Origin of the sequence: Flavobacterium sp. B183, assembly GCF_023539155.1 — a bacterium.
Lineage (GTDB): Bacteria > Bacteroidota > Bacteroidia > Flavobacteriales > Flavobacteriaceae > Flavobacterium > Flavobacterium tructae.
In genome coordinates, this window is the sequence record NZ_CP097434.1 from 5,087,200 (window position 1) to 5,099,003 (window position 11,804).

At 36.2% G+C, this 11,804-nt stretch carries 11 protein-coding genes; 7 read left to right on the forward strand and 4 right to left on the reverse strand.

Annotated features, from left to right (window positions below):
- The first annotated feature begins 21 nt into the window (after window positions 1-21).
- The 5 genes from M4I44_RS20740 (at window position 22) to M4I44_RS20760 (ending at window position 7,356) form a co-directional block, all read left to right on the forward strand.
- Complete coding sequence (locus M4I44_RS20740; protein ID WP_017496102.1) at window positions 22-2,412, forward strand: 3-hydroxyacyl-CoA dehydrogenase/enoyl-CoA hydratase family protein; 2,391 nt, start codon at window positions 22-24, stop codon at window positions 2,410-2,412.
- A 96-nt stretch (window positions 2,413-2,508) separates the two neighbouring features.
- On the forward strand, window positions 2,509-3,690 hold the full coding sequence (locus M4I44_RS20745) for an acetyl-CoA C-acyltransferase (protein WP_017496103.1): 1,182 nt from the start codon (window positions 2,509-2,511) through the stop codon (window positions 3,688-3,690).
- Window positions 3,691-3,791: 101 nt separating this feature from the next.
- Entirely contained in the window at window positions 3,792-4,169 is a 378-nt protein-coding gene (locus tag M4I44_RS20750; RefSeq protein WP_371922988.1) for a four helix bundle protein, read from the forward strand.
- A gap of 56 nt (window positions 4,170-4,225) precedes the next feature.
- Window positions 4,226-6,031, forward strand: coding sequence for an acyl-CoA dehydrogenase family protein (locus tag M4I44_RS20755; RefSeq protein WP_017496105.1), 1,806 nt, complete (start codon window positions 4,226-4,228; stop codon window positions 6,029-6,031).
- Window positions 6,032-6,261: 230 nt separating this feature from the next.
- The gene (locus M4I44_RS20760) at window positions 6,262-7,356 is read left to right on the forward strand and encodes a glycoside hydrolase family 18 protein (protein WP_249965967.1); all 1,095 of its coding nucleotides are present in this window, start codon (window positions 6,262-6,264) and stop codon (window positions 7,354-7,356) included.
- 75 nt (window positions 7,357-7,431) lie between these two features.
- Here M4I44_RS20760 and M4I44_RS20765 read toward each other — a convergent pair whose 3' ends face one another.
- From M4I44_RS20765 to M4I44_RS20775, 3 genes are all read right to left on the reverse strand, one after another.
- Window positions 7,432-7,920, reverse strand: coding sequence for a hypothetical protein (locus M4I44_RS20765; RefSeq protein WP_249965968.1), 489 nt, complete (start codon window positions 7,918-7,920; stop codon window positions 7,432-7,434).
- 72 nt (window positions 7,921-7,992) lie between these two features.
- Window positions 7,993-8,511: a DUF4251 domain-containing protein gene (locus M4I44_RS20770; protein WP_017496108.1), complete on the reverse strand. Its 519-nt coding sequence runs from the start codon at window positions 8,509-8,511 to the stop codon at window positions 7,993-7,995.
- A 33-nt stretch (window positions 8,512-8,544) separates the two neighbouring features.
- Window positions 8,545-8,982, reverse strand: coding sequence for an META domain-containing protein (locus M4I44_RS20775; RefSeq protein WP_249965969.1), 438 nt, complete (start codon window positions 8,980-8,982; stop codon window positions 8,545-8,547).
- Between the two features lie 208 nt (window positions 8,983-9,190).
- Here M4I44_RS20775 and M4I44_RS20780 point away from each other — a divergent pair, with 208 nt between their 5' ends.
- Together M4I44_RS20780 and M4I44_RS20785 are read left to right on the forward strand one after the other, a co-directional pair.
- The gene (locus M4I44_RS20780; protein WP_249965970.1) at window positions 9,191-9,718 is read left to right on the forward strand and encodes a superoxide dismutase family protein; all 528 of its coding nucleotides are present in this window, start codon (window positions 9,191-9,193) and stop codon (window positions 9,716-9,718) included.
- Between the two features lie 116 nt (window positions 9,719-9,834).
- Window positions 9,835-11,037: an LETM1-related biofilm-associated protein gene (locus M4I44_RS20785; RefSeq protein WP_249965971.1), complete on the forward strand. Its 1,203-nt coding sequence runs from the start codon at window positions 9,835-9,837 to the stop codon at window positions 11,035-11,037.
- A gap of 36 nt (window positions 11,038-11,073) precedes the next feature.
- Here the strand turns inward: M4I44_RS20785 and can are convergent, their stop codons facing one another.
- Entirely contained in the window at window positions 11,074-11,709 is a 636-nt protein-coding gene (gene can, locus M4I44_RS20790) for a carbonate dehydratase (RefSeq protein WP_017496112.1), read from the reverse strand.
- Window positions 11,710-11,804 lie beyond the last annotated feature (95 nt).

Sequence of the window (11,804 nt, forward strand, 5' to 3'; positions counted from 1 at the left end):
ATAAAAAACAAAATATTAACTATGAAACGCACAATTAAAAAAGTCGCTGTAATTGGATCCGGAATTATGGGTTCGGGAATAGCTTGCCATTTTGCCAATATTGGTGTTGAAGTTTTACTGCTTGACATCGTACCACGCGAGTTGACAGAAGCTGAAGCTAAAAAAGGATTAACGCTTGAAAGTAAAGCTGTTCGCAACCGAGTAGTAAATGAGCATCTGGCGAATTCATTAAAATCAAAACCATCTCCTATTTACAGTCAAAAATTCGCAAACCGAATTACCACTGGAAATACGACTGATGATATGGCAAAAATAGCCAATGTTGATTGGATTATTGAAGTAGTTGTGGAGCGTCTGGATATTAAAAAACTGGTATTCGAACAAATCGAGCAATTCCGTAAACCGGGAACTTTGGTTACTTCTAATACTTCCGGTATTCCAATTCACTTCATGAGTGAAGGAAGAAGCGAAGATTTCCAACAACACTTCTGCGGAACACACTTTTTTAACCCTGCGCGTTACTTAAAGTTATTTGAAATTATTCCTGGTCCAAAAACTTCAACTGAGGTATTGGATTTCTTAAACGAATACGGATCTAAATTCTTAGGAAAAACTTCGGTTGTTGCTAAAGATACTCCGGCGTTTATTGGAAACAGAATTGGTATTTACGGAATCCAAAGTTTATTCCACTTGGTAAAAGAAATGGGATTAACAATTGAAGAAGTGGATAAATTAACCGGACCAGTAATTGGCCGTCCAAAATCGGCTACTTTCCGTACGGTTGACGTGGTTGGATTGGATACTTTGGTACACGTTGCCAACGGTATTTACGAAAACTGTCCAACAGATGAACAACACGAATTGTTTAAACTTCCGGATTTCATCAACAAAATGATGGAAAATAATTGGTTAGGAAGTAAAACTGGTCAAGGTTTCTACAAAAAAGTAGACAAGGATATTCTTTCTCTTGACTTAGATACTTTAGAATACCGTGCTGCCAAAAAAGCAAATTTTGCGACTCTTGAACTAACAAAAACTATCGATAAACCAATCAATCGTTTTAAAGTTTTAGTAAAAGGAACTGACAAAGCGGGAGAATTCTACCGTAAGAGTTTCGCCGGAATGTTTGCTTACGTGTCCAACAGAATTCCTGAAATCTCAGACGAATTATACAAAATTGACGATGCCATGAAAGCTGGTTTTGGATGGGAAAATGGTCCATTCGAAATCTGGGATGCTATTGGTGTTGCAAAGGGAATCGAAATCATGAAAGCCGAAGGTTTAGCGCCTGCTGCCTGGGTTACTGAAATGTTAGCTTCCGGAAGCGATAGTTTCTATTCTGTAAAAGAAGGAGCAACTTTCTTCTATAATATTCCAACAAAATCACAAACTAAAGTTCCTGGACAAGATTCATTCATTATCCTGAACAACATCCGTGAAAGCAAAAAAGTTTGGAGCAATAGTGGCGCTATTATAGAAGATTTAGGAGACGGAATCTTAAACTTAGAATTCCAATCTAAAATGAATACTATTGGTGGCGATGTACTTCAGGCTATCAATAAAGCCATCGACTTATCTGAAAAAGAATACCAAGGTTTAGTGATTGGAAATCAGGCAGCGAATTTCTCTGTTGGAGCTAATATCGGAATGATTTTCATGATGGCAGTGGAACAAGAGTACGATGAATTGAACATGGCGATCAAATTGTTCCAGGACACGATGATGCGCGTTCGTTACTCTTCAATTCCAGTTATCGTAGCGCCTCACGGAATGACTTTTGGCGGTGGATGCGAAATGAGCTTACACGCTGATAAGGTAGTTGCTGCGGCTGAAACTTACATGGGATTAGTGGAATTTGGTGTTGGTGTACTTCCTGGTGGTGGTGGATCTAAAGAAATGGCTTTAAGAGCTTCTGATTTATTCCGCAAAAATGATGTTGAATTAAACGTTCTTCAGGAGTATTTCCTGACTATCGCTATGGCTAAAGTTTCGACTTCTGGTTATGAAGCTTTTGATACCGGACTTTTACAACACGGAAAAGATATTATCGTAGTCAACAAAGACCGTCAGATTGCAGAAGCTAAAAAACATGCTTTGTTAATGGCTGAAGCAGGTTATACGCAACCTATCAGAAGAACAGATGTAAAAGTGCTAGGAAAACAGGCTCTTGGAATGTTCTTAGTAGGAACTGACCAAATGCAAGCTGGAAAATACATTTCTGAGCACGATAGAAAAATTGCAAACAAACTGGCTTACGTAATGGCTGGTGGTGATTTATCTGAAGCTACTTTAGTATCTGAACAATATTTATTAGATATCGAACGTGAAGCTTTCTTGAGTTTATGTACAGAAAGAAAAACTCTGGAGCGTATTCAATATATGTTAACTAAAGGAAAACCGCTTCGTAACTAGAAAAGTAGAAGAAAGATGTAAGAAGCAAGATTTCAAAACAAAGTTTTGTCTTTTCTCTTGCCTCTTGCTTCTATAAATCTTAAAAAACAAAAACAAATGAAAACAGCATATATAGTAAAAGCATACAGAACCGCAGTTGGAAAAGCTCCAAAAGGGGTTTTCAGATTCAAAAGACCTGATGAATTAGCGGCTGAAACCATTCAGTTTATGATGGATGAACTGCCTGATTTTGACAAAAAGCGTATCGATGATGTTATGGTAGGAAATGCCATGCCGGAAGCTGAGCAAGGTCTTAACGTTGGACGTTTGATCTCGTTAATGGGATTAAAAGTAGAAGACGTTCCCGGAGTTACAGTAAACCGTTATTGTGCTTCCGGATTAGAAACTATCGGAATGGCAACTGCAAAAATTCAATCCGGAATGGCAGATTGTATCATCGCTGGTGGTGCAGAAAGTATGAGTTATATTCCGATGGGAGGTTACAAACCAACTCCGGACTATAAAGTGGCTGCTGCAGGTCATGAGGATTATTACTGGGGAATGGGTTTAACTGCTGAAGCGGTGGCCAATCAATATAAAATCTCCAGAGAAGATCAGGATGAGTTTGCTTACAACTCTCATATGAAAGCATTGAAAGCACAAGCAGAAGGAAAATTTGACAAACAAATCGTTCCGATTACTGTCGAACAGACTTTCATCAATGAAAATGGTAAAAAAGAAACAAAATCATACGTTGTAAATAAAGACGAAGGTCCAAGAGCAGGAACAACTAAAGAAGCTTTAGCAGGTTTAAGACCCGTTTTCGCAGCAGACGGAAGTGTAACTGCCGGTAACTCGTCTCAAATGAGTGACGGTGCTGCTTTTGTTTTAATCATGAGCGAAGAAATGGTAAAAGAATTAAACCTGGAGCCAATCGCACGTTTGGTAAACTTTGCGTCTTCTGGTGTGGAGCCAAGAATCATGGGTATCGGACCTGTAAAAGCAATTCCGAAAGCCTTGAAACAAGCAGGATTAACGTTGAATGATATCGAATTAATCGAGCTGAATGAAGCTTTTGCTTCTCAGGCTTTAGCAGTTACCCGCGAATTAAACATCAACCCGGAAATCGTAAACGTAAACGGTGGAGCCATTTCATTAGGTCACCCACTGGGTTGTACAGGAGCTAAACTTTCTGTTCAGTTATTCGACGAAATGAAACGCAGAGGCAACAAATACGGAATCGTAAGTATGTGTGTAGGTACCGGACAAGGTTCTGCAGGGATTTACGAGGTGTTGTAAAAAGAAAATAGAATATAGAATAAAGAGAATAGATGTTTTTTTTAGAGTAAAGAGAAAAGAACAAAGATTATAAAAAGTAATAAAAAACTTACTTTACACTTATGATTTCTTATCTTGGCTCGAAAAACATGAGGCATAATTACAAGAACTTGAAGATTTGGCAACTCGGAATTACAATCGCTAATGAAATTTCAGATATATTAATAGAGTTTCCGAAACACGAAAGATACGATTTGAGTTCTCAGATTAGCAGATGTTCAGTTTCTATGCCTAGTAATATTGCTGAAGGTTCTTCAAGAACTGATAAATCTTTCAGTCATTTTTTAGACATTTCTCTCGGTTCTTCATTTGAATTAATTACACAACTATTAATTGCAACACATAGAAAGTATATAAACGAAAAACAATTTAACCAATTAGAAATTAAAATAGAAGAATTTCAAAGAATGACAATGAGTTTTCAAAACGGACTGAAGTAAAAGTCTATGTTCTTTACTCTATATTCTATTTTCTTTCATAAAAAAACAAAAACAAAATGGCAGATACTATCGAAAAAAACGTGACTCGTGGTGGTCAGTTTTTAGTTAAAGAAACAAAATGCGAAGATATCTTCACACCGGAAGATTTTTCGGAAGAGCAATTAATGATGCGTGACTCTGTAAAAGAGTTCGTAGACAAAGAATTATGGGCGCATAAAGATCGTTTCGAGAAGAAAGATTACGCTTATACAGAATCTTCTATGCGCAAAGCAGGTGAACTGGGACTTCTTGGAGTTGCTGTTCCGGAAGAATATGGCGGATTAGGAATGGGATTTGTTTCTACAATGTTGGTTTGTGACTACATTTCAGGAGCAACGGGTTCTTTCTCTACAGCTTTTGGTGCACATACCGGAATTGGAACTATGCCAATTACACTTTATGGTACTGAAGAACAAAAGAAAAAATACGTTCCTAAATTGGCTTCAGGAGAATGGTTTGGAGCTTATTGCTTAACAGAGCCGGGAGCAGGATCTGATGCTAACTCAGGAAAAACGAAAGCAGTTTTATCTGAAGATGGAAAATACTATTCGATCACAGGACAAAAAATGTGGATTTCGAATGCAGGTTTCTGCAGCGTTTTCATCGTTTTTGCCCGTATTGGAGATGATAAAAACATTACAGGTTTCATCGTAGAAAATGATCCGTCAAACGGAATTTCTATGAATGAAGAAGAGCATAAATTAGGAATCCGTGCTTCTTCTACACGTCAGGTTTTCTTCAACGATACAAAAGTTCCTGTTGAAAACATGTTGTCTGAAAGAGGAAACGGTTTCAAAATTGCGATGAACGCTTTAAACGTAGGTCGTATTAAATTAGCTGCTGCTTGTTTAGATGCTCAACGTAGAGTTACTACAGGAGCTGTAAAATATGCTAACGAAAGAATTCAGTTTAATACTCCGATTTCAAGCTTCGGTGCTATCCGTTCTAAACTGGCTGAAATGGCAACTAATGCCTACGCAGGAGAAAGTGCTTCTTACCGTGCTGCAAAAGACATCGAAGACAGAATCGCTGCCCGTGAAGCAGAAGGAACTTCTCATCAGGAAGCTGAATTGAAAGGTGTTGAAGAATATGCTATCGAGTGTTCTATACTAAAAGTAGCTGTTTCTGAAGACGTTCAAAGCTGTTCAGATGAAGGAATTCAGATTTTTGGCGGAATGGGATTCTCTGAAGACACTCCAATGGAAAGTGCCTGGAGAGATGCTCGTATCGCACGTATCTACGAAGGAACAAATGAAATTAACAGAATGCTTTCAGTGGGTATGTTGATCAAAAAGGCTATGAAAGGTCATGTTGATTTATTAGGACCAGCTATGAAAGTTCAGGAAGAATTAATGGGAATTCCATCTTTTGATACTCCTGATTTCTCTGAATTATTTGCAGAAGAAAAAGGAATCATCGCTAACCTGAAAAAAGTTTTCTTAATGGTTGCAGGAAGCGCTGTTCAAAAATACGGACCGGATTTAGATTCTCACCAACAATTATTGATGGCAGCTTCTAACATCTTAATCGAGATCTACATGGCTGAAAGTACTATTTTAAGAACTGAAAAATTAGCCAAAAAAGAAGGTGAAGCTAAAGTACAAGAGCAAATTGCAATGGCAAAATTATACTTGTACAAAGCAGTAGATATCGTTAACCTAAATGGTAAAGAAGGAATCATTTCTTTTGCAGAAGGTGACGAACAACGTATGATGTTAATGGGACTTAAACGTTTCACAAAATACACAAACAATCCAAATGTGGTAGCCTTAAGAGAGGTTATTACTTCTAAATTAGTTGCAGAAAACGAATACTGCTTCTAATACAAAAATAGTTTTTAGCTTTTAATTTGTTTAAACCCGCACTAATCCGAAACAGTGCGGGTTTATTTATTTATTTTTTTTTGACTAAATCGAAAGAAGGAGCTTTCGCAATATTTTTGCAACGATTTGCAAAATATTCGTTAAAATTAACTCTTAGACCCCTATAGAATAGTTAAATATTGGCGGTATTACTTTATATTTAGCATTCTAAAAACTTTAAAAAACATAAAATGAAACAAATTAACCTGTTTGCCCTGATTCTATTGTGCAACTTTACCACAAGTACATTTGGGCAAAAAAGCAAAAAAATGGACATCATAGCCTACTATACAGGTGATGACAAGCTAATTAACGAATACGAAGTAAGTAAACTAAACCAAATCATTTTTAGCTTTTGCCATTTAAAAGAAGGGAAACTAAGTGTTGATTCTGCGAAAGATTCTACCACGATTAAACATTTGGTTTCATTAAAAGCATCCAATCCACAATTAAAAATTATTCTTTCACTAGGTGGCTGGGGAGGTTGCGAGCCTTGTTCTGCTGCATTTTCAACAGCCGAAGGAAGACTTACTTTTGCCAAATCAGTAAAAGAAGTAAGCCATTATTTTAAAGTAGACGGTTTAGATTTAGATTGGGAATATCCGGCAATTGAGGGACTGCCAGGACATTTGTTTCAACCGGCTGACAAGCCAAATTTCACCGAACTAATCAAAATTTTACGTTCAACTTTAGGTAAAAAATACGAATTGAGCTTTGCTGCCGGAGGTTTTCAAAAAGCCTTAGACGAATCGATTGACTGGAAAAAAGTAATGCCTCTAGTAAACCGTGTAAACATTATGAGTTATGATTTAGTGAACGGATACTCAAAAGTTACCGGACACCATACGCCTTTATACAGCACTAATCCAAAAGAAGAATCTACAGACAAAGCGGTTGAATATTTATTGAAACTGGGAATTCCTGCTGAAAAACTAGTTATAGGAGGTGCTTTCTATACCAGAACCTGGAAAAATGTAGAAAACATCAACAATGGTTTATATCAGTCAGGTGAGCATGTTCAGGGAGTTTCTTTTAAAGATTATAGCACTTTTTATACAGAAGCCAATGGATGGAAATACTTTTGGGATGAAAAAGCCAAAGCACCTCACTGGTACAATGAAAAAGAAAAAACATTTGCTACAGGAGACAATCTGGCGTCTATAAAAGCAAAAGCAGAATATGCGAAAGCTAAAAACTTAGGCGGAATCATGTTTTGGGAATTGCCTCTGGATGCCACACGTAACGGAATGGTCAATACAATTTACGACGTTAAAATCGCTAAATAAAAAACTTTAGATCATAAAAAAAACGGCAGCTGTTCAAAAAATAGCTGCCGTTTTGCTTATCGTAAAAATTTAAAACTAAATTTTAACTTTACTCTTATCCAGTTCGCCTATAAAAGGAATTGTCTCCAAAATTTCTGCTCTGATTATCGTCTGTAAATACACTTCTAACTGAATGAACTTCGCTGCATTGATGGCGCCTATCACTTTTTTTGCCTGTGTATAGGTTTTAAAATATAACTTTTCATATCCCATATGGTTTCTTAAAGTTCCCTTTGCCAGCTCATCGGCTTTTTCATCGGTAAGCGTTGCATAATTCACCGCATAATCATTAATCAATTGAAATTTAGTTTGCCCGAGACCCTTGCGATCCGCTTCATAACTATCATACACTTTTGCAAATGCTGCAGCCTGACTATCGGATAAATTCATATACTCTTTTACGAGATCCCCTTTTGATTTTCCATAAATACTTTGCACAACATCTACATCTTCTTTAAATGTTGATTGAGCGTAAGAAGAAAATGAAACAATGGCCATGATAAGAATAAGGCTTATTTTTTTCATAGTTCTGATTTTAAATTTGTTTTATAAATTCATCCGTTATAAAAAATACTTATAAGGTTCTAAAAAGAAAGATTACTTATTCTCCACCGCTTTTGGCGCTCTAATTACGCCATCATAAGAAATGGACGCCCTATTGTTACTGTTGACTGAAAGCGTCGTACTTCCGTTATTGAAAATAGTGAAAAGCAAATTATATACATCATCTTTTCCCCTAACGGTAGTTCTTAAAATGTAACTTTTCTTTTTCTTTTCGACTTTAATATCTTCCGGTGCTCCTTCAAATTTTATCCCGCCGTCTCCCCCATACGCAACGTTGAATGCACGCCCAAAAAAAGGCAGATCACAAATAATTTTATCGCTGCTAAATCTTAAAAAATAAATATTATAATCCAGAATAATGAGCCTTCCTCCTTGCGGATTTAATTTCTGCGCTTCAAAATCGAACTTTTTAGAATCAATCAATGCTTCTGTTTCTTTCTGTTGCTGTAAATCTCTTTCTGCCCTTAGCTCCTTCTTCGTCTTATCCTGTGCAAAAACTGAAACATTCAAAAAACAGCACAGTAACAATAAAATGGATAATTTAGTCTTCATAAAGTGCAAATTTTAGATTAGAAAAGAAGAGTACTATTTTCTGGTAAATCGCATCAATGCAATGTCTCCTGAGATAAAATGAAGTGTTTTCCCTTCATCTGTAATATCATAGGATGTAATTTTAGGCAAAGTCCCCATAAAAAGACGTTCCCCTTCCTGTGCTTGTGGACACATCTTTTTGGTTACAGCCATTGGACCTGTCAGATCGATTTTATGCCCCGTTACCACAAGTGCTCCGTTGAAAGAATTACATCCGTTATTTCCGGATACTCTTTTTTCAGTTTGATTAAAATTAATAGTTGGCTTATTATTGGGATACAAAGCATCAAAATCAACACTTGAACCGGAGATATAATTAAGCTCCCAGTTTCCTTCAAGTTTAGAAGCATCGCCCCCTTTTGCTCCTTTAGAGCAATTACAGGAAGTTAGAACAATTCCTAAAAAAACGAAAGATAAAATACTTTTGATCATAATATTTAAAATTAAGTTAAAAATAAAACCATTGATTTTCAAGCAAATAAACTCATAATTACACGAATTTACGCAATATTTTTGGGTTCATCAGCTAAAGTTACTTTAAATTCCGATCAATAGTTTTAGTTTTTTTTAACGATCGGTACCAATCCATGTCAGTATTTTATGTTAATTTTACTTAAACTATAATAATAAAGACTCTTCTATGAAAAAAATAATCGTTTCCTTCGCCATAATTACAGCTTTAATCATTGGTTGTAAAACCAGTACAAAATCAAATGATGCCAAAACCTTAAGGGTAGCTTTAGAGCCAAAAAGCAAAAGTACAGTAGCAGGAACAGCCACTTTTACCGAGAGAGAAGGAAAAGTAACTTTTGCTGCAAAAATAACGGGGTTACAGCCGGGAGTACATGCAATTCACATTCATGAAAAGGCAGATTGTAGTGCTGCAGACGGAAGTTCGGCCGGAGGACACTGGAATCCAACTTTTAAAAAACATGGAAAATGGGGTGTTGCCGAATACCACAAAGGAGATATCGGAAACTTTACCGCTGATGCAAATGGTAACGGGACTATAACACTAACTACTGATGAATGGTGCATTGGCTGCGGAGATGAAAGTAAAGATATTCTGGGAAAAGGATTAATTGTTCATCAGGGATCTGATGATTTCACCACACAGCCTACAGGAAATGCGGGCGGAAGAGTTGCCTGCGCCGGAATCATTAAATAAAAAACATAAAACAGTAATAACCACTATATTTTCACAAAATCTAGTGGTTATTTCATTTTAAATTTACACTAAAACAAGAAAAAGATATAGCTTTGCAGCTATAAATTATAAAGTTAATGATTAACCCATCGGCACCAGGCTGGATAGATAAGTTTTTTAACGAACAAAAGTTTTCAGAAGCTATTCCTTTTGAGACTGCTGAGTCGTTTTACCATAAAGTCAGAGAAACCGGTTTTATTTACGGTCACATCATCGCTATAGATTCTCAGATTCCAATCCCTATAAAAGGCTGGTTCAAAACCGAAATCTCCAAAGTAGCTTTATTAAATACTTTGTACGGTGTTTTTTGTTTGGAAAAAAGAAGCTCTGAACCTAATAATTTTATTTCTGAAGTTTTAAAATTCTATAAGGAAATGAGTCCGGAAGGTTTTAATATATTTAAAATTCTGCTTCCAAAGGACACTCCTTCTCTTTCTTTAGAAAACATTATAGATCAGCGCGTTCAGACAAATGATAGTATTATCAGTAAAAACTTTTCGCATTTAGTAACCAATGCGCTTTTGTTTATTGATGTCCTGGCTTTCAGACAATATTTAGAACATGGGACAATTCCTGAAAAATACTTAAAACGAATCGAAGAAACCGTTATGGGCATTGTGGCTCTGGCTTTAAAAACCAAGACCATAAAATCTCAGCACGACGATTTACTGATTAAACTTTTTGAAGCTTCCATCCGATACTCAAAATTTTCAAAAGTTACGGTTGATACTTTAGAAACTTTACAATTGGACTATTACAACCATAAACTGGAACACTACTATTTCATTGATATGGCCGGAATGGCATTGTGGAGCGATGGCGTTGTCGAAAATGAAGAGGCCTACTTTTTGTACTCTTTAGGATCAATGATGGGAATTTCTGATGATTTTGTAACTAAAAGCATTGAAACGACCAACACCTTTATCACTACTCACAAAAAGAAAATTCCTTATTTTAACTATTCCAATCCTGTAAAACATTTTTACGACCAAATGACCCACAGTGTGGTAAAGCTGATTGTAAGAAACAAAAACAGATTAGTGAAGGAAATCATTCAAAGCAAAGAGTTAATGGTTCTGCTGGCTTATTCTACCACCAGAGATCTGGATGCTAAAGAAAAGAAAAAGGTAAAAAAACAACTTTTAGACATCTGTAAAACGATTCCGTCGCTCACCATATTTTTACTGCCCGGAGGAAGTTTGTTATTACCGATTCTTATCAAATTTATTCCAACTTTACTTCCGTCAGCTTTTAATGAAAACCTCGACGAAAACGAATAAAAAAATCGCCCTTTTGGGGCGATTTTCTTTTTTATATTATAGATCTAACTGATAAACTTCATCAAGCTCCTCGTTTGAAGCAATATTCACATTTAAATCGGTTACAAAACCGGAATTTAAACCGTAAACCCATCCGTGAAGCATCAAATCCTGTCCGTTTTTCCAGGCTCCCTGAACGATAGATGTTTTCGCTAAATTGTAAACCTGCTCTTTTGCATTGATTTCAACAAAAGCATTGAAACGTTCTGTTTCATCTTCAATTGAATTCAGGTACTTATCGTGTAGACGGTATTCATCTTTAATGTGACGAATCCAGTTGTCGATAATTCCAACAGACTGATTGCCCATAGCAGCTTTAACACCACCACAGCCGTAATGTCCGCAAACAATAACGTGTTTTACTTTCAATACATTTACTGCATAATCTAAAACACTCAACATATTCATATCAGAGTGTACTACCATATTAGCAATATTACGGTGTACAAAAACTTCACCCGGTTTAGCTCCAATAATTTCATTTGCCGGAACACGACTGTCTGAACATCCAATCCACAATAATGGTGGTGTTTGTCCTTTTGCAAGATCCGCAAAATAATTAGGATCTAATGCTAATGATTTTTCAACCCACTGTCTGTTATTTTCAAGTAACTGCTTATAAAACTCTCTCATTTTTTTGTTTTTTGTGTGGTAATCCTGTTTGCTTAAATCTACTAAAAAAAAACTTCTCGTAAAGTTATCTAATTTTAATACTTCTCACAATCAAG